We start from the raw sequence: 22,169 nt of genomic DNA, 5'->3' as shown, positions 1-22,169 counted from the left end.
GACTGTTGGTACTAACGCAATGCTATTTTAAGCTTGAGAAGTACGCCGCTACATTGTTAATGTCAGCGTCAGATAATGCCATCGCTTGACCAGCCATTATCGGCGCCATACCGCCAGTACGTTGACCCGTTTTATAGGCTTTTAATGCATTAACTAAATACATTTCTTTTTGGCCCGCTAGATTTGGGTACATAGGCACAACAGAAATACCTGCAGCACCATGACAAGCAGCACATACAGCCGCTTTCGCTTTACCAGCAGCGATATCACCACCAGCCATTGCAAGAGAAGGAACTAAACATGTTAACGCAACGATCATTGTTGTAATTTTTTTCATCATATACTCACTAATTGCATCCTGCTGTGAAGCAGTATAGGGTTTAACTTTATTATTTGTGGCAAATTTTAGTACTCATACTCAAAAAATGAAAGTGTTGCGTACTATAAATCACTCATTTAACCTTATTTTTGTGAACTACACTCTCTGCGCACTCTCTATAAACATTCGGGGTTTGCCCTGTCCATAACTTAAAGCTACGAAAAAAAGAACGCGTTTCACTAAATCCCAACAGCATGGCAATATCATCCACTGCCAGCTGTGTTTCAATTAAATACTGCTGAGCCAGTGATAAACGCGCCTCATCCAATAATTTCTGATAACTGGTTTGTTCTTGCTGCAATTTCCGCTGCAGCGTTCTTTCACTCATGTTCAACTGCCCAGCAACCATATCTTTGCGGGTAATGCCCTTCGATAATAAAATACGAATAATATCTTTAACTTGGACACTAAAACTGTGCGTATCTCCAAGGGCAGAAACTTGTCCAGCGGCATGTAACTCAAGGGTTTTCAATAAATTATGATCGGGTTGCCGTAACGGAATATCAAGATATTCACGCGGTAAAATAAGGCTATTACTTGGTTGTGAAAATAGTACCGGACAAGAAAATACCTGCTGATAGTGATGTATAAGTTCTGGCGCTGGTGCTGCGCGTTGCAGATGTACTTCCAGCGGCCCTAAATCTTGCCCAGATAGCCAACGGACATAAGCAAGCCAAGAAGCAAATACATTGTCGACCATTTGCTCTCGCACATTTTCAACGGTATAAGCACAATGCCAATTGATACATAACTGCTTAGATTGATAGTTAATTGAGGTCACGCCCATATCACCCACCAATTTTTCATAGGGCTGAATACGCGCTAACGCTTGTTCAAGCGTCGCACACGTCATCGTGATGTAACCCAGTACACTGTACGAGCTCGGTTCAACAAAGGCACCACTTTTCAATCCGAATAAGGGATCATCTGTGGTTATAATAAGGTTGGCCAAAAATGCCTGTAATTGCTCACCAGTGATACGCTCACTTTCTTGGGCAAGTGTTGACTCTGTGATATTGCTGCGTGACAATAACGCTGGTACATCGATATCCAACGTTTCCACATAGCGTAAATACTGTTTTATTACTGGCACTGATACTGAACCTAGCCCTACCATAACTGAATCATCCTTATTCAATACGTATTTATGAGTATAACGAGCTTTACCCTGAGGTATTGTGAGTTAGTCCTAATTTGATACTTATCTTGGCTTAATACGACAATGCGATCAACCGTACTTTACATCTAAACTAGATGACATACCGTAATATTACAGAGGAAGATGAGATTATGAAACGTTGGAATGGTTGGGGCGATGAAGCCAATAAATTAGATCTACCGAGTACTGCTGATGCATTTTTAATTTCAAAAGTAGGGGCAACAACACCACTCATCGATGCGCAGCTTGAGGATGTGATGAAACAAGTACCTGCCTCCCGATTGCCCAAACACCCGTTATTTAATCTCGATCCTGAAGTACGAATTCGTCACGCTCGAGGGCAGAGTTTACCGGACTGGTTAGCCATGCGCAGTGGCGATTTTGAGTATTTCCCCGATGGTGTCGCGTTTCCAGAAAACAGTGATGATTTAGTCGAACTTCTCAGCTTTTGCCAACAGCACCATATTCTGGTCATCCCTTATGGTGGCGGCACCAGCGTCGCAGGTCACATTAATCCATTTGCATCAGAACAGGCAATCTTAACCGTCGATATGGGGCGGATGAACAGACTTATCGCACTCGATACTGACAGCCAAATTGCCACGTTTGGTGCGGGTACTCCCGGTCCACAAGTCGAAGCACAATTACGAGCACAAGGTTATACCTTAGGCCATTTCCCACAATCTTTTGAGCTTTCAACCATTGGCGGCTGGGTAGTAACCCGCTCGAGTGGTCAGCAATCTTTACGCTATGGCCGTATTGAAGAATTATTTGCCGGGGGTGAAGTCATCACCCCAGTGGGTCGCTTGGATATTCCCACCTTCCCAGCGTCGGCAGCAGGGCCCGATATTAAAGCATTATTAATGGGCTCGGAAGGACGTATAGGCATCTTAGCGGAAGTCAAAGTACGCGTACGTAAATTAGCAGTACAAGAAAATTTCTATGTCACTTTCTTCCCAAGCTGGCAGCAAGCCAAAGAAGCGGCCAAAACGTTAGTCCAAGCCGATATTCAACTGTCGATGCTACGCCTGAGTAACGCCATTGAAACCGAAACTCAACTCGCCTTAGCCGGACACGCAAAACAGATCGCGTTACTCGAAAAAGCCCTGGCAATATTTGGTACCAAAGAAGGCAAGTGCATGATGACCTTTGGTTTAACTGGTACCAAATTCCAATGCCGTAGTGCATTAAAACAATTGAAGAAAATAACCAAAGCACATCAAGGGTTATATACCGGTTCATTCATGGGCAATAAATGGGCGGAAAAACGCTTTACCATGCCCTATTTCCGCGAAGCATTGTGGCAAAAAGGCTATGTCGTGGATACGTTAGAAACAGCCACTGACTGGCAAAACGTCGATAATCTGATAGCCAAAATAGAAACCAATTTACGCACCGTATTAACGCAAGATGCAAGTACCGGTACAACAGCCGGCACGCCACAACTGCATGTGTTTACCCATCTGTCCCACTTTTACCAACAAGGGTCTAGTATTTACACCACCTATATCTTCAAGGCAGGTGAAGATTACCAGCAAACCTTAGCGCAATGGGCGAAGTTAAAACACACAACCTCTGAGATCATTGTTAATAACAAAGGCACCATTAGTCACCAACACGGCGTCGGTAAAGATCATCAACCTTATTTAATCACCGAAAAAGGCGCGTTAACTATCAAAGCGATTCAGTCCCTGTGTGATACTTTTGATCCACAGCAGATCATGAATCCACATTGCCTGATTGCATCCACTCCCAAGCCAGTAGCCACACTGAATGTGCGAGCAAGCGATGATAACAAACAACAAGAACAGGTCAGTTAGGAGGTTGTATGAGTCATCTATTAGCCGATTTTAGTCGCGCACAGCGCCTCTCTAAGATCCAACAAAGCGCTGATAATACGGTGTGGGATATGATCGTCGTTGGTGGCGGTATTACCGGGGCCGGTATCCTGTTAACCGCCAGCCAAGCCGGATTAAAAGTCTTGTTAATTGAACAACAAGACTTTGCTTGGGGAGCATCCAGCAAATCCTCAAAAATGGTGCATGGTGGATTACGCTATTTGGGCAGCGGTCAATATAATATGACCAAGGATGCCGTGACGGAACGCGAAAAATTACTGAACGAATTACCTGGTTTAGTCAATCCACTGCAATTTTTGATGGGCCATTATAAATCTCAATTCCCTGGACCCTTTGTGTTTAATAGTTTACTGACCATCTACGATTGGATTGGTGGCAAACGTAATCACCGTTATATTAATCATGGCATTGCGGACTTTCACGCGCCAGGTATTGAGCAGAACAAACTGCAAGGAGCAACCCAATTCGCTGATGCTGTCACGGATGATGCAAGGTTGGTTATGCGGGTATTACAAGAAGCACAGGAACGTGGTGGCACAGCGATCAATTATCTAAGCGCTGAACACATTATTCTCACGGCAGATACAGTGACTGGCATTAACGTTGCGGACCAGGTATCTGGGCAAAAATTCGATCTCCAAGCAAAAGTGGTGATCAATGCCACAGGGCCTTGGACCGATAAATTGCGCCAGCAACTGCACGCCCCAAAAGCCATTAGACCGTTACGAGGCAGCCATTTAATCGTCCCCAGTTGGCGCTTACCACTGGCCTATTCAGTTAGCTACTTCCACCCTGAAGACAAACGGCCTATCTTTGCTTTCCCTTGGGAAAATAGCACTGTGATTGGTACCACGGATCTTGATCATGATAGCGATTTAGATCAACAGCCCTGCATCAGTCAAAGTGAAGTCGATTACTTACTTGCCGGGATCAATAAACAGTTCCCACAAGCGGATATCAGCGAAAGCGATGTGATCTCGACCTACGCCGGGATCCGCCCTGTGGTGAGTAACGATGCCAGTAACAACAAACACCTGAAAAAAACCAAACCCTCAGATGAAAAACGTGAGCATTCGATCTGGAATGAACAAGGCTTGATCAGTGTTGCAGGCGGCAAACTCACCACCTTCAGATTAATCGCGCTCGATGTATTAAAAGTCGCGCAGTATTACTTGCCTGATATGAACTTGATCGACTTACAAGCGGCCAAACTATTTCAAACTATCCCAGATACACCCGTCGACAGCATCTTACATCAGCAACAGATACAGCGGTTAAAAAGTCAGTATGGTAAACACTACAGTCACTTGATCAATAACGCTGAACACAATGAACTGAGACCAATTGGCAGTACCAATACCCTACTTGCCGAGCTTAAATGGAGTTTGCAGCACGAAATGGTGGTTCACCTTGATGATCTACTGTTACGTCGTACTCGCATCGGGTTATTATTAGCGGCAGGCGGCGAGCAGTTATTCGGGCAATTACAGCCGCTTTGCCAAACCGCGTTACACTGGAATGAAGGTCAGTGGCAACAAGAGTTAAGTCGCTATCAAGACATCATTCAGCGTTACTATAGCTTGCCAAAACATCGCCAGCTTTTATCAACACAGGACGTTAGTTCAGCTAACGTAGTTGCCAACTAACTTAGTCAGAGAGAATTTACATGGACAGTAGACCTTTAACATCAGTTCCGGCAGCAGCAACTGCAGACTCAATGCAACCAGGTTATTTGTTAAGTATTGATAATGGCACGCAAAGTGTTCGCGCACTACTTTTTGATCAGCAAGGCAACTTGATCGCCAAAGGCCAGCAAGTGATCACGCCTTACTTTTCAGACCAGCCTGGTTGGGCAGAGCAGGATCCTGATTATTATTGGTTAGCGGTACAACAAGCGTGTGATTTGCTGTGGCAAGATCTGAAACAATACCCCGAGATCGATAAACAAGATATTGCCGGTATGTCGATCACCACCCAACGTGGCACAGTGATCAACCTCGATAGTGATGGTAACGCATTACGCCCAGCGATCATTTGGTTAGATCAACGTCATGCGCAGCAAGAAGCAATACAATGGCCATGGAACTGGTTATTTAAAATTGCCCGTGTCGAAGACATTATTCAACGTTTTCAAGAAAAATCCCAAGCCATTTGGATCCGTCAAAACCAGCCCGACATCTGGCGTGATACATCCAAGTATCTCCTATTATCGGGTTTTTTAAATTATAAATTTACCGACAATGTTGTTGATTCAATTGGCAGCCAAGTCGGTTATATTCCATTTGATTACAAAAAACTGGCGTGGTTAAAAAAATCGGATTGGCGTTGGGATATGTTAGCCATAGATCCGCAGATGTTACCTAAACTGATCGAACCCGGTGAACTGATTGGTCATGTCACCGAAGAGGCCGCCGCGTATACAGGTATTCCGGCTGGATTACCGGTGATAGCCTCGGCATCAGACAAAGCTTGCGAAATTATCGGCTCTGGTGGTAACCGTCCCCACATAGCTTGTTTAAGTTATGGCACCACGGCGACCATTAATATCACCACAGATAAATACGTGGAAGCCACGCCACATTTACCGCCATTTCCTTCCGCGATCCCACGCCATTATTCTTCCGAGGTGATGATTTATCGTGGTTTTTGGTTGATCAGTTGGTTTAAAAAAGAGTTTGGTTTACGGGAACAACATCTCGCGGATGCCGAAGGTATTGCCCCAGAAGTATTATTCGATCGCTTAGTCGCAGACATTCCAGCCGGTTCTATGGGGCTGATGTTACAACCCTATTGGACACCCGGCGCGCGCGATCCTGGTCCTGAAGCCAAAGGCGGTATTATTGGTTTTGGCGATGTGCATACGCGAACCCATATTTACCGGGCGATCTTAGAAGGATTGGCCTATGCATTACGCGAAGGTAAAGAGCGGATCAGCAAACGTAATAAGGTCAAAATAACCACGCTTCGGGTATCTGGTGGTGGCTCACAAAGTGATGTGGCGATGCAATTAACCGCCAATATTTTTAACATGCCAGCAGAACGCCCACATACCTTTGAAACATCGGGTTTAGGTGCCGCGATTGTGACTGCGGTAGGGCTGGGAATATATGCTGATTTTGATCAGGCGATTGCGGGGATGACGCGGGTAAATAAGGTATTTCAACCGCAACCAGCAATCGTGGCAACTTATGATGCACTTTATAAACAAGTCTATTTAAAGATGTATAAACAACTGCAGCCGTTATATCAGTCTATTCGTACCATCACTGGCTACCCCAAATAATACCGGTTATCCAAAATAGTCCACTAACCCTTGATTCTTCCTGACGGTGTTGAGAACGCCGTTATCACATCGTGCGTCTCTCAAATGACAGGCATAAAAAAAGCCATGGTTTACACCATGGCTTTTTACTAAGATTAATCTAAAGTTAAACTTTAAATTAAGCTGTAGCTACAACTTCTAAGTTCACTGTAGCGAATACTTCGCTGTGTACTTGGATGCTGATTTCGAACGCACCAAGAGTACGTAAAGCGCCTTCAGGAAGACGAACTTCACTTTTAGCAACTTCAACACCAGCAGCAACGATCGCATCAGCGATGTCACGAGTACCGATAGAACCGAATAGTTTACCTTCGTCACCAGCTTTAGTTGCAATTACAACAGCTTCTAGAGCGTTGATTGTTGCAGCTTTAGCTTCAGCAGTTGCTTTAACAGCAGCTACTTTAGCTTCTAGTTCAGCACGACGTGCTTCGAAAGATTCAACGTTTGCTTTAGTTGCTAGAACCGCTTTACCTTTAGGTAAAAGGAAGTTACGAGCATAACCAGCTTTAACGTTAACAGTCTCGCCTAATTTACCTAATTTAGCGATCTTGTCCAATAAAATTACTTTCATTACCTTTCCTCAGAAATGTAGAGTTAGTCTTGACGACCAAACAAAAGCTTACTTATGTAAGTCAGTGTATGGAAGTAGAGACAAGTAACGTGCGCGTTTGATCGCACGACCAAGTTGACGTTGGTACTTAGCACGTGTGCCAGTAATACGACTTGGTACAATTTTACCGCTTTCAGTTACGTAATTTTTTAACGTAGCGATATCTTTATAATCAATCTCCGTAACACCTTCAGAAGTGAAACGACAGAATTTACGACGACGGAAAAAACGTGCCATAATGAAAATCTCCTAAAATCTTCTCAACAAATTGGATAACTAGTGTTATCCAACAAACAAATACCTATAGCTAAAACGCTATTATTGCGCAGCTGGTGCTTCTGTAGTAGTAGCAGCAGGCGCTTCACGGCGTTCTTCTTTAGCTTTAGCCATTGGAGAAGCTTCAGTAACAACACCTTTAGTACGTAGGAACATGCTACGGATAACAGCGTCGTTAAAGCGGAAGTTATTTTCTAGCTCATCAATAACATCTTGGCCAGCTTCAATGTTCATAAGAACATAGTGAGCTTTATGAAGTTTGTTGATTGGGTATGCTAATTGGCGACGACCCCAGTCTTCTAGACGGTGGATAGTACCATTTGCTTCAGTAACAACTGCGCTGTAACGCTCAATCATGCCTGCAACTTGTTCACTCTGATCTGGGTGAACCATAAATACGATTTCGTAATGACGCATCGTAAGCTCCTCACGGGTTTAATCAGCCTCGGCTCTGGCTTAGTCGGTCCATCGAGGCAAGGAACGTATAAAAAATTGACTAATTTTGAGACCGCGAATTATATAGTGTCACTCCCCACAATACAACTCGACAACGAAGATAATCGTAAATATTTACATTTACACTCGAAGTAACTTGGGTGTAGTGCCTGTCAATAAAAGTATTAAGCCTAAAGCATTAATCAAAATTCATCTTTTAATTATTGATAAATAAAAGTATTAATAACAAATGCTGATTTATCTTTTTATCATCAAACTGTAAAAAACAATGAATAATATGTGCCATATTAAATAATGCATACGCAGTTACCATAGACATTATCACGGCAACAATATGCTGCCATTAACAAGGACTTGTTATGATCAAAACACTATCACCGTACATGTTATCGTGCATGTTATTAGTCTTGTTTGTTATGAGCTTTTCGAATACTCAGCATTCGCTTGCCAGCGCATACCAACGTGGGGAATTCCATCTTCCAAATATTCTGCCGTCTCAGTAACAAAACCATAGCGCTGATAATAATGTTGCAGATGAGCTTGTGCTGACAGATATAAGTCTTGTTCTGGCCATACTGATTTTGCAGCATTAATACCACGATCTAATAATTGATGGCCGAGTCCTTGTCCACGCCCAGATGCTGCCGTAACCACACGGCCAATCGCCACATCCGGATAACTAACACCTGCCGCTAAAATACGCAGATAAGCAGATAATTCACCTGCTTCATTATAATGCAATAAATGACGCGTCTCAGGATGCGTATCTAAACCATCAATATCTTGATAAGCACAGTCTTGTTCGACGACAAAAATAGCCGAGCGTAATTGCAATACATCATAAAGTTGCAAACTCGATAATTCGTTAAACTGACAACACATCCAGGTCATAATTCATCCCATATACTAAAACTAAACATCATCGAGCATGATAACAATAATCCTTATCCTGTGGCGCAAAACTTGGATTGAATAAATAAGTGCGAGTAAATCTTGATTATTACGCTAAGGATTGATTATCATCTAGGTCTAACTCCTGTTAACTAATTTATAGAAGTCATATGCAACCTGAACCGTCGTCATCTCGCCAGTATGTTGAACTTGCCACGTTAGCTCAACGCTTTCAAGCAGCAATATTAGATAAAATCGTTTTTCCGACTATTATGTTAGTCCCGTTTATTCTTGGTTTTGATTTATTGAATCTAAGTAGCGGTATCGATGAAAACTTCACGATCTCATTCGCGACTCAAGTCAAAGTCTCGTTGCTTGAAATCCTGCTATTTATGGCATTAAACAGTTACCTGCTTAAAGAATACGGTCAAACCTTAGGTAAACGTATTGTTGGCATTGCCGTGGTCGGTGAAAATGGCCAACGCCTGAGCTTGCAAGACATCATTCTTAAGCGTTACCTGCCATTTTGGGCAGTTGCTTACCTGCCATTTTTTGGCTTTGTTATTACTATCAGTAATTTCTTGGCTATTTTTAGAGGTGAAAAACGTCGCTGCCTACATGATGACTTAGCCAAAACATTAGTGGTGAAGATGCCAAGAGGCCGTAAAATCACGAGTAGCGAAACCCATATCGATAGTGACGGTAAAAGCGCAGCCTCAGACGTAATGGATGCTTAATAGCCTAGAGTACTAAGATATTAAGCTGCATCACACCGCAAACGATAGTCGATAAAAACTGTAGTTCATAAAATAGAGTTAATAAAAAAGCGTCCAGTGATTGGACGCTTTTTTTATATCAACTCATTGTTGTAAACCGATTGGTTAAACCGATTTACTAAGCCTATTTACTAGACCTATTCACCAAACAAGCGCGTAGGATTATTTAACCTGACGTTGACGTACTACTTCAAACAAGCAAATACCAGTTGCTACCGATACGTTCAAGCTTGAGACGCTACCCGCCATTGGGATGCTAATTAGCTCGTCACAATGTTCACGCGTTAAACGACGCAGACCTTTTTCTTCCGCACCCATCGCAATGGCTAATGGACCCGTTAGTTTAGGTTGGTATAAATCTTGTGTTGCTTCGCCCGCAGTACCCACGATCCAGATACGACGATCTTGTAGTTCACGCATAGTACGTGCAAGATTGGTCACTGCAATTAGTGGCACTGTTTCTGCTGCGCCACAGGCTACTTTACGCACCACAGATGTCAGTTGAACTGATTTATCTTTTGGTACGATCACTGCGTGAACACCAGCCGCATCAGCACTACGTAAACAAGCACCTAGGTTGTGCGGATCAGTAACACCATCAAGAATCAATAATAAAGGCTGTTCCTCTTTCTCTTCAAGAAGGTTTAGTAACGTATCTAGATCAGATTCGTTTAATTTCTTACCTTCTTTAACGCGCGCTAATACACCGTTATGACGGCCGCCGTCGCACTTCTTATCCAGAGTGTTACGGTTAACCAATTGCACTGCAATACCAATATCATTTAATTCTGCTATTAATGGTGTTAGACGATCATCTTCACGTCCTTTTAATGCATATACTTCAATGAAGCGCTCTGGTTCATGCTCCAATAATGATTTAACTGCATGAATACCGAAAATTAGTTCACTGCTCATTGTATCTCTCTACCTTGTTACTATTATTACTATTACTATTTATTAGTATTTGCTTTTTGCTTTGAACGTTCAGCTCTGCCTGGGCGTGATTTAGCCTTAGCTTTTACTTTTTTCTTCGCTGGTTTAGTCTTGCCTTTCGGTTTAACTGCATCAACCGGTGATGTCCCCTGTTCTACAGCATCGCCTGTTTGTGGCTTTAACTTGGCAGCAACGCGTGCTTTATCAGCCGCACTCGCCACAACATCACTGTTGGTTTTTAACTTTAATTTAGTCTTGTTAGCTGGCTTCGATTTTGCGCCTTCAGTCTTACGTTTACCTGAAAATTCAGCTGGTTTACGTTTACTGCGACGGCTGTGTTGTACAGCACCCGCTATCTCAAGATCAATCTTCTTATCGTTCATGTTGATCGCTAAGACTTTCACCTCGACTTGATCACCGATGCGATATTCAACACCGCTTTTCTCGCCACGTAAGGTTTGGCGTCCGCCATCAAAGTTATAATAATCACCGCGTAAGCTAGATACATGTACCAAGCCATCGATGTTTAAGTTTTTGATACGCACAAAGAAACCAAAGTTAGTTACCGCAGCAATCACACCTTCGAATGTATCACCAAGGTGATCTTGCATATATTCACATTTCAAGAAATCGGATACATCACGCGTTGCATCATCGGCACGACGTTCTGTTAATGAGCAATGCTCACCGAGTGTCTCAACATCAGATACTTGGTAGCAATAACCGCCAGTACTAGTCCAACGCTGGGTTAATGGCTCGCCTGCTTTAACTGCCGCTTGGTTCGCAATTTCAAACTTGATCGCACGGTGTAATACTAAATCAGGATAACGGCGAATTGGCGACGTGAAGTGACCATACGCGGTTAACGCTAAACCAAAGTGACCGTTGTTCTCAGCTTGGTATACCGCTTGTTTCATTGAACGTAACAACATCGTTTGAATAAGTTCTTTATCCGGACGATCTTGAATACGGCTAATCAAATCAGCGTAATCCAATGGTGTTGGTTTCAAACCACCTCTTAACTCTAAACCAGTTTCATTCAAGAAATTTCTGAAGTTAACCAGTTTCTCTTCACCTGGAGTATCATGCACACGTAATAATGAAGCGGCTTTATGCTTGCTAACAAAGCGGGCTGCTGACACGTTCGCTAAGATCATGCATTCTTCAATTAACTTATGCGCATCGTTACGTACAACCGGTACGATCTTATCGATTTTACGGTGTTCATTAAATACAAAACGTGTTTCTAACGTTTCAAATTCAATGGCACCACGTTCAGAACGTGCTGTTTTCAACACTTTATACATGTTATGCAATTCGTGAAGATGTGGCACTACCGCTTGGTATTCATCACGCAGTTCAGTATCACCATCAAGAATGTTGGCAACTTTGGTATAGGTTAAACGAGCGTGAGAGTTCATCACCGCTTCATAAAATTTATAACCTGACAAACGACCCGCATCAGAAATGGTCATTTCACAAACCATACATAAGCGGTCAACATGTGGATTTAGCGAGCATAAGCCATTAGATAATACTTCTGGCAGCATAGGCACTACTTGCTCTGGGAAGTACACCGAGTTACCACGGCCTTGTGCTTCTAAATCTAAATCAGAATTCGTTTGTACGTATGAACTTACGTCAGCAATAGCTACCCATAAACGCCAGCCACCGCTTTTTTTACGTTCACAGAATACCGCATCATCGAAATCGCGGGCATCTTCGCCATCAATCGTTAATAAGGGTAAGTCACGTAAATCAACACGGTTTAATTTTGATTCGTCAGGTACTTCTGGAGACAGTTTTTCCATGTCTTCAAGAATATGTTCTGGCCATACATGGGGAATATCATGGGTACGGATCGCCACTTGAATTTCCATACCGGGTGCCATATTTTCACCCAGTACTTCGACCACTTTACCCAGTGCAGGTAAGTTATAAGTAGGACGTTTTAATACTTCAACCACAACCATTTGGCCAGCACGAGCACCCAGACGTTCTTCATCGCTGATACGCACTTCTTGTTTAATACGGCTGTCATCTGGACGTACAAAGGCAATGCCTTTATCTAAATAAACACGACCAACAAGTTGCAGTGGTTCAGCATCTAATAGACGGACGAAACGTGCTTCTTTACGGCCTTTAAATTCTTCTTTTACTGGTTGTGCAAGAATACGATCGCCATGGAATAACGTCGACATTTGACGGATAGAGATAAATAAATCTTTACCACCATCATCAGGACGGAAAAAGCCAAAACCATCACGATGACCCAATACCAAACCTTCTAACAGGTCTAAGTTTTCAGGTAACTCATAGGTTCTGTTACGAGCAAAAATTAACTGTCCATCACGTTCCATCGCCCGTAAACGACGACGTAAAGCTTCTTCGTGCTCTTCACCTTTTAATGTTAATCCGGCAAATATTTGCTCGCGATTAATCGGCTTGTCTAGGCTACGAAGATAATCGAGAATGTATTCTCGACTAGGAATAGGATTATTATATTTTTCCTGCTCACGCGAGTGGAAAGGGTCTTTACTCATAGAAGGTCCAAATTGGAAGGAAATAACGGTCAGATTATATACCCAAACTACGTTAGGATACAGTTTTGTACCCTAAGTAAGTCGGTATACCAGAAGGATAGTGCCAAATGAGCATGGGATCGAATCGAAACTAACTCTAAATGATTATGCAGTTAGCTTTAGGGATATTTAATTCATCATGCTTAATTGTACTTAGCGGCATTTTTTGCTGCTATAACCACGCGTTTAGGCATTAAATTTTCTAATTTCGCGAGTAGTATGGTCAATTTGTTATGCATCTTAACATCAGCGGTGACGGTATTATACAAATAACTGTATGCGGTTTGATAATCATAAGGGCTGCCATAGCCTTTGACTAATAGCTCAGCCCACTGTACTTTTGCCGGTAAAAAACCCAATTTCGCCGATTGTTCAAATAACGGTAACGCGCGTTCAATATCTTGTTGTACAAATTTGCCTTGTACATAATAACGGCCCAGTTGTTCTAATGCACGTGGTAGACCCTGTCTTGCGGCGGCACGCATGAAGTAAACGCCTAATTCGGCATTCTTATCAACACAGACTCCCCAGGCTAACATATCGCCCCATAGGAATTGGTAGGTTGGCAATTTTACTAATTCCGCACGGACTTTAATATCAGCCACCAGCTGACACTCATCTGCTCGCACGCGTTTAAGGTGAGTATTATCTGCAATTAACTGGTTCAGTTCATCATCGCTATATAATTCAATAACACTGGGATAATCACGATATTTAGTGGCTATGTTACCGGCTTTTTCAGCCGCAACAGCACGCTTACCACTGTCAGTAATCCGTTGTTCTTTTACGCCAACGGATTGACTTTCTATCGATTGACTCGCCACAGTTTGATTATCGTTTACATCCGCATTAGCGGCATTCATCGCTAATAAAGATACACTCGTGCACGTGACTAACACTGTCATTTTTACATAATAAAAAGTGGCCGTTTTCACGTAATGACAAATTGTTGTTAGTCGCGTTGTCGGTGTTATAAACATATCAATCAACCTAAGATAAAATTTGCAGCGATAATAATTACGGTGGTCATAGTTATATCGACCAATGTATGATTTTCTTAAATAAAAAAACCCAAGTTAAAAATAACTTGGGTTTCGATTGTCATCATCTTAACCTAACAGGTTAAGTGTAATGATTAACCTGCAACGAATTCTTCACCTAGCGTGATGTTCGCTTTTAGTTCTTCTAACATTGCATCACGTGCGCTTGCTTCAAATTCGCTTAGATCACCGTATGCGAGTACTTCTTCAACGCCGTTTTTACCTAGTAGTACAGGTTGTGCGAAGAATGTTGCGTGCTCAGAGCCACCGTCAACATAAGTACATTCAACGATCCCTTTTTCACCTTGTAGTGCGCGAACAAGAGAAAGACCGAAACGTGCAGCTGCTTGACCCATAGAAAGTGTCGCAGAACCGCCACCCGCTTTAGCTTCAACAACTTCAGTACCTGCATTTTGAATACGAGCTGTTAATGCAACAACTTCTTCCGCAGTAAATTCAACGCCTTTTACTTGAGAAAGTAGCGGCAGAATTGTTACGCCTGAGTGACCACCGATTACTGGTACTTCAACGTCAGCAAGTGAAATACCTTTAAGCGCACTTACAAAAGTTTCAGAACGGATAACATCCAGCGTCGTAATACCGAATAGTTTACGTTTGTCATAAACACCCGCTTGCTTAAGTACTTCAGCAGCGATTGGCACAGTAGTGTTTACTGGGTTAGTAATAATACCGATACATGCATTTGGACATACTTCAGCACATTTAGCGGCTAAATTTTTGATAATACCAGCATTGATATTGAATAGATCTGAACGGTCCATACCTGGTTTACGAGCAACACCCGCAGAGATAAGTACCACGTCAGCACCAACAAGTGCTTCTGTAGGATCTGTACCAGAAAAACCAGCAATAGTAACGTCTGTAGGGATGTGGCTTAAATCAACAGCAACACCTGGAGTTACTGGTGCGATATCATAAAGTGATAAATCAGAACCAGCAGGTAGTTGAGTTTTCAAAAGTAGGGCTAAAGCTTGACCGATACCACCAGCAGCACCTAATACAGCAACTTTCATAGACGTCTCCATTATCTTAATTGTTTTATGTAGAATACATTATTCACAAATTCCTTTAATCACCGTTACCTTACTGCAACATTGACGAAAAAACAATTAACAACGCGGATATGCACAATAAATAACTGAATTACACATGAATATTTAAGTCTTCGCTTTCTATCTATTAACTATTTACTTTCAGATGAAATGGTTAAATTTTCTCACCTATTTCGGCGATAACGAAATAGATGAGCCAATAACAAGGTCAATTAAGATTGGAATGCGAGGGCTTTTTTCTCTAACTGTTTAAATATCAATATCAAGATACCATTCATGCCGAGGTAGATTATACCAGCGGCAGAAAATGCCATTAACGCATCATAGGTTTGACCATTGATTTGATTGGCATAACCCATCACATCCATGATCGTGATCGAACTTGCTAATGAGGTACCTTTAAGTACCAAGATCACTTCATTAGAATAAGACGGTAATACCCGGCGTATCGCATGAGGTACAATAACAGCCAGGGTTTGCCAGCGATTCATACCCAGCGCATTACAGGCATCCCATTCGCCACGCGGCACCGATTCAATCGCCCCTTTAAAGAGCAGCGATGAATAAGCTGCAGTATTAAAGGATAAGGCAATAATGGCGCATATCTTAGCCTGACGCAGGTAGTCCCATAAGAAGCTATCTTTAATCCACTCAAACTGGGACGGGCCACTGTATACCAAAAAGATTTGGATCAATAACGGGGTACCGGTAAACACCAAAATAATTGTCCGAGCTAATAAGTTTAATCCCGGGATCTTATTGATCATTGCCAGCGTTAACAACGCCGCTATCATTGACCCAAACAATAAGCTGAAAAAGGTAATTTCAAGGGTGGTGCTCAAGCCGTTAAATAATAACCAAAAGTGATCTAACGTCATTTTGCTACTCCGGCATCAAAACGGTTAATGTATTTATCAAGGTGCTTTAACAACCATTGACTAATCAAAGTAATAATCAGGTAAATCGCCGCAGCCGCCACCAAAAAGGTAAAGGGCTTATAGGTACTACCTGATAATAAATCCGCTTGTTTCATCAAATCCGTAACCCCAATCAGGGAAACTAACGCGGTATCTTTTAGCAGTACCATCCATTGATTGCCTAAACCCGGTAATGCCAAACGCCATGCTTGCGGCAAGGTAATACGCAAGAAACAACGCACCGGTCCCATACCCAATGCTTGCGCGCCTTGTTGCTGACCTTTTGGTACTGATTGAATGGCCGCACGTAACGTTTGTGAAGCATAAGATGCAAAGATAAGCGACAGTGCGACTACACCACTCCAGAATGGACTGATGTCATAAAACTCATCGGTTAATAAAAACAGGATATGGGTGCCACCGAAGAAAATGAAAAATACGATCAATATCTCCGGTAAACCACGTAACACGGTCACGAAAAAACTAATCGGCTTGGCAATAAGTGGGTTCTTTTGCATTTCTGCAACACAGAATAAAATAGCGAGAACCAAGCCAACCAGCAAGGATGTTAACGCGAGGCCAAGGGTGATTTTTGTTGCATCCAATAATAATTGAAGCTGCAAAAGATCCATAAAAACTCCGGACGTAAAAACAAAAAGTGCCCCTAAAAGGCACTTTAAAATGAATTATCTCGTTACCACAATAACTTGGCGGTTATACCCTGATATTACACTGCAACTCAGGTCGAGATTAAACACTGTTACTTCTTATTTAGCAAAGTATTTTGCGTAAATCTTATCGTAAGTACCGTTCGCTTTAATTGTTTGCAAACCTTTGTTCAGTTTAGTCAATAATTCAGCGTTACCTTTACGTACTGCGATAGCAAAACCAGCACCAAAGTATTTCTCGTCTGTCACCGCTTTACCCACTGTTTCATAGTTACCACCACTGTGTTTGCTCAACCAATCGTGCGCCACAGCAGAATCTGCGAATACACCATTAATACGACCATTTTTAAGATCTAAAAACGCTTTTTGGTACGATGGAAAATTAAGTAACAATACTTTTTTATCGGCATATGTTGCTGTCATGTAAGCTTGGTGAGATGTACCATTTTGTACCCCTACTGCTTTACCTGATAAATCAGCAACCACATTGTATTTACCTTTTTCAGCCACAAGTACCGCTGAGTTTTCATAATAAATATCAGAGAAATCAACTTGCTTTTTACGTGCTGGCGTTACGTCCATTGCCGCAATAGCTGCATCATAACGACGGAACTTTAAGCTTGGGATCAGACTATCAAATGATTGGTTAGCAAAACTACATTCCGCTTTTAATTCAGTACAAACTGCGCGCGCGATATCAATGTCAAAACCTTGGAATTCGTTGTGTTCATCCATCATTTCAAACGGTGGATAGGTTGCTTCAGTGACGAATTTGATTTGCTCTGCAGCTGTTACTTGCGCCGCTGCTGAAGTTAGTATTAATACTGTGAGTAATTTTTTCATTTGGTCGACCTATTCCTAATATTTAAAGAATCTAATGTTTTAAATAATTTGTAAACTGTGGCGTTTGTGGTTGCTGGAAGTGCTCAGCACCACCAAATTCAACAATTTCACCGCTTTCAAGATAACAAACTTGACTGGCGACTTTACGCGCGAAGTCCACTTCGTGCGTCACAACCACCTGAGTAATACCGGTACTTGCCAGTGATTTAATGATCTCAGCTACTTGGTTCGTTACCTCTGGATCTAACGCCGCAGTTGGTTCATCAAATAGCAGTACTTCTGGTTTCATCATTAAAGCACGTGCAATCGCGACACGTTGCTGTTGACCACCTGATAACGCTAATGGAAATACATCAACTTTATCAGTTAGTTGTAATTTCTCGAGGATCTTCATGGCCTCTTCACGAGCGTGTTGTTTGGTTTGCTTTAAAATCTTAACGGGTGCTTCAATTAAGTTATCCATCACCGACATGTGCGGCCATAGGTTGTATTGTTGAAATACCATACCTACTTTCCGTCTTAACATCTGGCTGCGCTTAGCTAATTGTTTATCATTAAGTTGGCCAGAAAAATCAAATGTTTCACCAGCAATACTGATAGAGCCATTATCGGGCGTATCAAGTAAATTAAGTATGCGCAACAAAGAGCTCTTACCGGCACCACTTGGACCAAGCAGTACTAAGGTCTCGCCTTTCGCACATTTAAGGTCGATGTTTTGTAATACATCAAGTTGACCCCAAGATTTACAGATGTTTTTTAGTTCGATGCTCATAATGATAACTGAATATAATTGCACTAGATGCGAGTATAATAACCGAATAAACTGCAAAATCAACATAAATATTCACTTTAATTCGGTTTTTATGCAAAATTACCAAATTAACCAAATAAGCTAGATACAAATATACCCTGCTGGTATCATATGCATAATTATTCAGTTCATCGCGAACCAAGTTCATTTAACATTAATAGTTTAAATTATAGATGAATCAACTGACATGGTAAAAAAAATGAGTGAAAAACAAGATCTGTTAGTAAAAGCATTTAAAGGATTATTGAAAGAAGAGCATCTTGGCTCGCAAGGCGAGATTGTTGATGCACTAAAGGAACAAGGCTTTGATAGTGTCAATCAATCAAAAGTCTCCCGGATGCTCAGTAAATTTGGTGCAGTACGCACCCGCAATGCTAAAGATGAAATGGTATATTGCCTACCAGCCGAGTTAGGTGTACCAACCATTAGCAGCCAATTAAAAAGCCTAGTATTAGATATTAGCCATAATGAATGCCTGATTGTGATCCAAACCAGCCCAGGCTCAGCGCAATTGATCGCACGCTTATTAGATTCATTAGGCCGTACAGAAGGTATTTTAGGCACTATTGCGGGCGATGATACTATTTTCATTACCCCAACCAGCACCACCATTATTGCCGACGTAGATAATGCAGTAAAAGAGTTGTTTGAGTATCTCTAGCGATAAACTAGCGTATTACTGACCATGTTTGGCGCTGAATTGTATCACGCCAAACATCAACATTGATGCGCCATTAACGGTTAATCGCGATCAAATAAAACCAAATCATGGCAATCAACCGTCACACTCACCACATCACCAATCGCCATTGGCTGTTGCATCGATACCGATAATTCGATTGCTGGCTCTTCAGCTACAGTGATAGTGCAATGCGTGGTCATCCCTAAGAATTGTTGTTGCGTGATCGTCGCACTCCCCTGCTCGCTGAGCGCTAATTTTAATTGCTGTGGTCGAATCGCTAACAATTTATGCGCACCAACAGCCGCGATTAATTTTTGCTTACTGCTAATAACACCTAATGCTGTACTGACGCTGTATTCATCTACTACTACCGCATCTAAATAGTTAACCTTGCCAAGGAAGTCAGCTACAAAGCGCGTAGCAGGTCGGTTATATAACTCACTTGGCGTGCCGAGCTGCTCAATTTTACCCTGATGGAAAACAGCTAAACGATCGGCAAAAGCAAACGCTTCTTCTTTGCTGTGAGTAACAAAGATGGCGCTCATGTTATGCGATTTAAGTAAACTGCGCATCTCTTCAATCAAGTGATGACGTACTTGGCTATCAATATTAGAGAAAGGTTCGTCCAATAATAACAACTCTGGTGAATTGGCTAAAGCGCGGGCAATCGCTACTCGCTGTTGCTGCCCACCGGATAGTTGATGTGGATAACGGTCAGCAAATTCGGTCAAATTGACCAATTTAAGCACATAATCCAGCGTCTCTTTTTGCTTGGCTTTATTTTGCTTATATTGGCTGAATAACACATTATCAGTCACGGTTAAATGTGGAAATAGCGCATAATCCTGAAAAATCATTCCGACGTTACGCTTTTCAGGGGCGACATTAAGATCGCGATTGTCAACCACATGACCATTAATCTCAATACTGCCTTGGGTTGGTGGTAATAACCCAGCAATCAATTTTAACGTGGTGGTTTTACCACAGCCACTTGGTCCTAATAGACACAGGATTTCATTTTTACCTAAATCCAGATCCAGTCCCGTTAAAATATCAACGCCAGCATAACTACAATGTAGATCTGAAATACGTAAAGCAAGTGAGGAAGATGTAGTCATCAGTGCTGTTGCTCCAAAGAACGGTTCAAGAAAATAAGCGGGATCAATCCAACTAACACGATCACAATTGCCGCCAGAGCAGCCTGTTCTAACATTTCATCAGACGCGAACTGGAACACATAAGTGGCAAGTGTTTCATAATTAAATGGACGTAATAACAAGGCCGTTGGCAGCTCTTTCATTGATTCAATGAAGACTAATAAAAACGCCGCTAATACCCCTTTACGGATCAAGGGAATATGTACTTTACGGATCATGCTATTGGGACAGTGCCCTAACGTACGAGCCACCATATCTAACGACGGCGATATTTTATCAATACTACTTTCTATCGAACCAACCGCAATGGCTGAAAAACGAATAAGATAAGCAAAAATAAGCGCAAAGGTCGTGCCCGTAAAGACCAGACCCGGTGTCCAGTCCCATAATAGTTCGGTTAAGTCATTTAATAAAAAGTCAGCCGAAGTCAACGGAATAATGATACCAATAGCCAATACTGTACCAGGCAACGCATAACCCATAGTGCTAATACGTGCCGGGATCACCGCATATTTAGAGCCAACTAAACGACGGTATAAACCCAGTAATATTGCGCATATAACCGCGAGACTCGCCACGACTACCGCCAGAATTAAACTATTGGCGCTGTATTGAAAAAACTCTTCAGTCCAAGACTCGGCAAAGTAATGCCATGCATAATTAACTAATACCGCAAACGGTAATAAGAAACCAGCAAACACTAATAACCAACACCAAGCCATCGCAACGTATTTCGCCGCGCCAGATAATTGATAACGTACCTCTTGTTCATGTAGCATGCTTTTTTGAAAGACTTGCTGTTTACGCCGAGCGAAGCGTTCTAAACCGACAAATAATAAGATCACCGATAATGTCATCACCGACAATTGCGCGGCGGCCGTTAAACTGCCGTGGCCAATCCAAGTATCGTAAACCGCTGTCGTCAGCGTATTTACCGCAAAGTAATTCACCGTCGCAAAATCAGCCACAGTTTCCATCGCCACTAAAGATAACCCCACCGCAATCGCTGGACGCGCAAGGGGCAACGATACCCGTAAACAGCTCGACAATGCAGAGCTGCCCAACATACGGCTAGCTTGGATCAGACTGGTTGATTGTTCCAGAAATGAAGTACGGGCTAACAAATAAAGATAAGGGTATAACACCAAGGCTAACACCGTGGCGGCACCGGGAATGGTACGAATATCAAAGAACCAATAATCACGGGCACTTTCCCAACCAAACACGGCGCGTAAAGCAATTTGTACCGGCCCAGCATAATCAAACATATCAGTATAAATATAAGCGACAATATAAGCAGGCATCGCCATCGGTAACATCAGTGCCCATTGTAAGCTTTTACGGCCGGGGAAATCACACATGGCAATAAGCCAAGCGGCAGGTAAAGCAATAATACTGCTGATTAAACAAACCAGGAAAACAAGGAGCAGGGTATTTTGAATATAATCGAGGAGAACGGTATCAATAAGGTGTTGAAAAACATCAGCGCTGGGACCGATTGCCTGGTAAAACAATGCCGCAATAGGTAGCGCTAACATGATCGCAATAAACCAACTACTAGAATGCCAAGAAAAGGCTAACTTATGATTCATGAACGGAAAAATAACTCCTGTTTAGATACGCGAAAAGGTTGGCGAGTTACAACGTAACTTTACCAACCTTTAAATCAGTCAATTGGCAACCGATTAAGCTGCAATTTCAACTGTTAACCCCTAACAAACTTAGCGGTATATGT

The 22,169-nt window shown here is 42.3% G+C and carries 21 protein-coding genes; 5 read left to right on the top strand and 16 right to left on the bottom strand.

Annotated features, from left to right (window positions below):
• Positions 1-22: 22 nt before the first annotated feature.
• The gene (locus tag HRT96_RS14240; RefSeq protein WP_293129249.1) at positions 23-337 is read right to left on the bottom strand and encodes a cytochrome c; all 315 of its coding nucleotides are present in this window, start codon (positions 335-337) and stop codon (positions 23-25) included.
• Positions 338-452: 115 nt separating this feature from the next.
• Positions 453-1,472, bottom strand: coding sequence for an AraC family transcriptional regulator (locus HRT96_RS14235; RefSeq protein ID WP_293157952.1), 1,020 nt, complete (start codon positions 1,470-1,472; stop codon positions 453-455).
• Positions 1,473-1,669: 197 nt separating this feature from the next.
• On the opposite strand from HRT96_RS14235, the gene HRT96_RS14230 reads away from it, so the two are divergent.
• From HRT96_RS14230 to HRT96_RS14220, 3 genes are read left to right on the top strand one after another with little or no spacing between them, the layout of a single operon-like run.
• Positions 1,670-3,358, top strand: a complete 1,689-nt coding sequence (locus tag HRT96_RS14230) for an FAD-binding oxidoreductase (RefSeq protein ID WP_293157949.1) — start codon at positions 1,670-1,672, stop codon at positions 3,356-3,358.
• A gap of 8 nt (positions 3,359-3,366) precedes the next feature.
• Positions 3,367-5,043 (top strand): glycerol-3-phosphate dehydrogenase/oxidase, encoded by a 1,677-nt coding sequence (locus tag HRT96_RS14225; protein ID WP_293157946.1) that lies wholly within the window; start codon positions 3,367-3,369, stop codon positions 5,041-5,043.
• Positions 5,044-5,063: 20 nt separating this feature from the next.
• Positions 5,064-6,680 carry an FGGY-family carbohydrate kinase gene (locus HRT96_RS14220; protein ID WP_293157943.1) on the top strand — a complete coding sequence of 539 codons (1,617 nt, stop codon included), beginning with the start codon at positions 5,064-5,066 and terminating at the stop codon, positions 6,678-6,680.
• A 157-nt stretch (positions 6,681-6,837) separates the two neighbouring features.
• Here the strand turns inward: HRT96_RS14220 and rplI are convergent, their stop codons facing one another.
• From rplI to HRT96_RS14200, 4 genes are all read right to left on the bottom strand, one after another.
• A complete protein-coding gene (rplI, locus tag HRT96_RS14215; protein ID WP_006030172.1) occupies positions 6,838-7,290 on the bottom strand; it encodes a 50S ribosomal protein L9 in 453 nt (150 codons plus the stop codon).
• Positions 7,291-7,338: 48 nt separating this feature from the next.
• Positions 7,339-7,566, bottom strand: coding sequence for a 30S ribosomal protein S18 (rpsR, locus tag HRT96_RS14210; RefSeq protein ID WP_006030173.1), 228 nt, complete (start codon positions 7,564-7,566; stop codon positions 7,339-7,341).
• Between the two features lie 81 nt (positions 7,567-7,647).
• On the bottom strand, positions 7,648-8,022 hold the full coding sequence (gene rpsF, locus HRT96_RS14205; RefSeq protein ID WP_293157940.1) for a 30S ribosomal protein S6: 375 nt from the start codon (positions 8,020-8,022) through the stop codon (positions 7,648-7,650).
• Positions 8,023-8,475: 453 nt separating this feature from the next.
• Positions 8,476-8,952, bottom strand: a complete 477-nt coding sequence (locus tag HRT96_RS14200) for a GNAT family N-acetyltransferase (RefSeq protein WP_293157937.1) — start codon at positions 8,950-8,952, stop codon at positions 8,476-8,478.
• Between the two features lie 170 nt (positions 8,953-9,122).
• Between HRT96_RS14200 and HRT96_RS14195 the strand changes: the two genes are divergently transcribed.
• Positions 9,123-9,689, top strand: a complete 567-nt coding sequence (locus tag HRT96_RS14195; RefSeq protein ID WP_293157934.1) for an RDD family protein — start codon at positions 9,123-9,125, stop codon at positions 9,687-9,689.
• A 201-nt stretch (positions 9,690-9,890) separates the two neighbouring features.
• Here HRT96_RS14195 and rlmB read toward each other — a convergent pair whose 3' ends face one another.
• The 8 genes from rlmB to artP form a co-directional block, all read right to left on the bottom strand.
• Positions 9,891-10,643 (bottom strand): 23S rRNA (guanosine(2251)-2'-O)-methyltransferase RlmB, encoded by a 753-nt coding sequence (rlmB, locus tag HRT96_RS14190; RefSeq protein ID WP_293157931.1) that lies wholly within the window; start codon positions 10,641-10,643, stop codon positions 9,891-9,893.
• 35 nt (positions 10,644-10,678) lie between these two features.
• Positions 10,679-13,204, bottom strand: a complete 2,526-nt coding sequence (gene rnr, locus HRT96_RS14185) for a ribonuclease R (RefSeq protein ID WP_293157928.1) — start codon at positions 13,202-13,204, stop codon at positions 10,679-10,681.
• 182 nt (positions 13,205-13,386) lie between these two features.
• Positions 13,387-14,223: a sel1 repeat family protein gene (locus HRT96_RS14180; RefSeq protein ID WP_293157925.1), complete on the bottom strand. Its 837-nt coding sequence runs from the start codon at positions 14,221-14,223 to the stop codon at positions 13,387-13,389.
• A 155-nt stretch (positions 14,224-14,378) separates the two neighbouring features.
• Positions 14,379-15,317: a malate dehydrogenase gene (mdh, locus tag HRT96_RS14175; protein WP_293157922.1), complete on the bottom strand. Its 939-nt coding sequence runs from the start codon at positions 15,315-15,317 to the stop codon at positions 14,379-14,381.
• Between the two features lie 251 nt (positions 15,318-15,568).
• Complete coding sequence (gene artM / locus HRT96_RS14170) at positions 15,569-16,234, bottom strand: arginine ABC transporter permease ArtM (protein WP_293157919.1); 666 nt, start codon at positions 16,232-16,234, stop codon at positions 15,569-15,571.
• Positions 16,231-16,905, bottom strand: coding sequence for an arginine ABC transporter permease ArtQ (artQ, locus tag HRT96_RS14165; protein ID WP_293157916.1), 675 nt, complete (start codon positions 16,903-16,905; stop codon positions 16,231-16,233). The genes artM and artQ overlap by 4 nt, the downstream gene beginning before the upstream one ends.
• A 135-nt stretch (positions 16,906-17,040) precedes the next feature.
• Entirely contained in the window at positions 17,041-17,784 is a 744-nt protein-coding gene (locus HRT96_RS14160) for a transporter substrate-binding domain-containing protein (RefSeq protein ID WP_293157913.1), read from the bottom strand.
• Positions 17,785-17,815: 31 nt separating this feature from the next.
• Positions 17,816-18,556: an arginine ABC transporter ATP-binding protein ArtP gene (gene artP, locus HRT96_RS14155; protein ID WP_293157910.1), complete on the bottom strand. Its 741-nt coding sequence runs from the start codon at positions 18,554-18,556 to the stop codon at positions 17,816-17,818.
• Between the two features lie 226 nt (positions 18,557-18,782).
• On the opposite strand from artP, the gene argR reads away from it, so the two are divergent.
• The gene (gene argR / locus HRT96_RS14150; protein ID WP_293157908.1) at positions 18,783-19,256 is read left to right on the top strand and encodes a transcriptional regulator ArgR; all 474 of its coding nucleotides are present in this window, start codon (positions 18,783-18,785) and stop codon (positions 19,254-19,256) included.
• An 80-nt stretch (positions 19,257-19,336) separates the two neighbouring features.
• On the opposite strand, the gene HRT96_RS14145 is transcribed toward argR, so the two are convergent.
• Both HRT96_RS14145 and HRT96_RS14140 read right to left on the bottom strand, forming a co-directional pair.
• Positions 19,337-20,395: an ABC transporter ATP-binding protein gene (locus tag HRT96_RS14145; RefSeq protein WP_293157905.1), complete on the bottom strand. Its 1,059-nt coding sequence runs from the start codon at positions 20,393-20,395 to the stop codon at positions 19,337-19,339.
• A complete protein-coding gene (locus HRT96_RS14140) occupies positions 20,395-22,026 on the bottom strand; it encodes an iron ABC transporter permease (RefSeq protein ID WP_293157902.1) in 1,632 nt (543 codons plus the stop codon). The genes HRT96_RS14145 and HRT96_RS14140 overlap by 1 nt, the downstream gene beginning before the upstream one ends.
• Between the last annotated feature and the right edge of the window lie 143 nt (positions 22,027-22,169).

The organism is Moritella sp., assembly GCF_013215705.1.
Taxonomy (GTDB): Bacteria; Pseudomonadota; Gammaproteobacteria; order Enterobacterales; family Moritellaceae; genus Moritella.
The sequence above is the reverse complement of the archived record's forward strand: the minus strand, read 5'-3'. Positions and strand labels throughout refer to the sequence as shown.

Excerpts from the sequence above, each read along its gene's own strand:
- rpsF (WP_293157940.1), bottom strand. The coding sequence starts at position 8,022 with ATGCGTCATTACGAAATCGTATTTATGGTTCACCCAGATCAGAGTGAA.
- HRT96_RS14140 (WP_293157902.1), bottom strand. The coding sequence starts at position 22,026 with ATGAATCATAAGTTAGCCTTTTCTTGGCATTCTAGTAGTTGGTTTATT.
- rplI (WP_006030172.1), bottom strand. The coding sequence starts at position 7,290 with ATGAAAGTAATTTTATTGGACAAGATCGCTAAATTAGGTAAATTAGGC.
- HRT96_RS14180 (WP_293157925.1), bottom strand. The coding sequence starts at position 14,223 with ATGTTTATAACACCGACAACGCGACTAACAACAATTTGTCATTACGTG.
- HRT96_RS14240 (WP_293129249.1), bottom strand. The coding sequence starts at position 337 with ATGAAAAAAATTACAACAATGATCGTTGCGTTAACATGTTTAGTTCCT.
- HRT96_RS14220 (WP_293157943.1), top strand. The coding sequence starts at position 5,064 with ATGGACAGTAGACCTTTAACATCAGTTCCGGCAGCAGCAACTGCAGAC.
- mdh (WP_293157922.1), bottom strand. The coding sequence starts at position 15,317 with ATGAAAGTTGCTGTATTAGGTGCTGCTGGTGGTATCGGTCAAGCTTTA.
- HRT96_RS14195 (WP_293157934.1), top strand. The coding sequence starts at position 9,123 with ATGCAACCTGAACCGTCGTCATCTCGCCAGTATGTTGAACTTGCCACG.
- rpsR (WP_006030173.1), bottom strand. The coding sequence starts at position 7,566 with ATGGCACGTTTTTTCCGTCGTCGTAAATTCTGTCGTTTCACTTCTGAA.
- rnr (WP_293157928.1), bottom strand. The coding sequence starts at position 13,204 with ATGAGTAAAGACCCTTTCCACTCGCGTGAGCAGGAAAAATATAATAAT.
- rlmB (WP_293157931.1), bottom strand. The coding sequence starts at position 10,643 with ATGAGCAGTGAACTAATTTTCGGTATTCATGCAGTTAAATCATTATTG.
- HRT96_RS14160 (WP_293157913.1), bottom strand. The coding sequence starts at position 17,784 with ATGAAAAAATTACTCACAGTATTAATACTAACTTCAGCAGCGGCGCAA.
- HRT96_RS14230 (WP_293157949.1), top strand. The coding sequence starts at position 1,670 with ATGAAACGTTGGAATGGTTGGGGCGATGAAGCCAATAAATTAGATCTA.
- HRT96_RS14145 (WP_293157905.1), bottom strand. The coding sequence starts at position 20,395 with ATGACTACATCTTCCTCACTTGCTTTACGTATTTCAGATCTACATTGT.
- artP (WP_293157910.1), bottom strand. The coding sequence starts at position 18,556 with ATGAGCATCGAACTAAAAAACATCTGTAAATCTTGGGGTCAACTTGAT.
- artM (WP_293157919.1), bottom strand. The coding sequence starts at position 16,234 with ATGACGTTAGATCACTTTTGGTTATTATTTAACGGCTTGAGCACCACC.
- HRT96_RS14200 (WP_293157937.1), bottom strand. The coding sequence starts at position 8,952 with ATGACCTGGATGTGTTGTCAGTTTAACGAATTATCGAGTTTGCAACTT.
- argR (WP_293157908.1), top strand. The coding sequence starts at position 18,783 with ATGGTAAAAAAAATGAGTGAAAAACAAGATCTGTTAGTAAAAGCATTT.
- artQ (WP_293157916.1), bottom strand. The coding sequence starts at position 16,905 with ATGGATCTTTTGCAGCTTCAATTATTATTGGATGCAACAAAAATCACC.
- HRT96_RS14225 (WP_293157946.1), top strand. The coding sequence starts at position 3,367 with ATGAGTCATCTATTAGCCGATTTTAGTCGCGCACAGCGCCTCTCTAAG.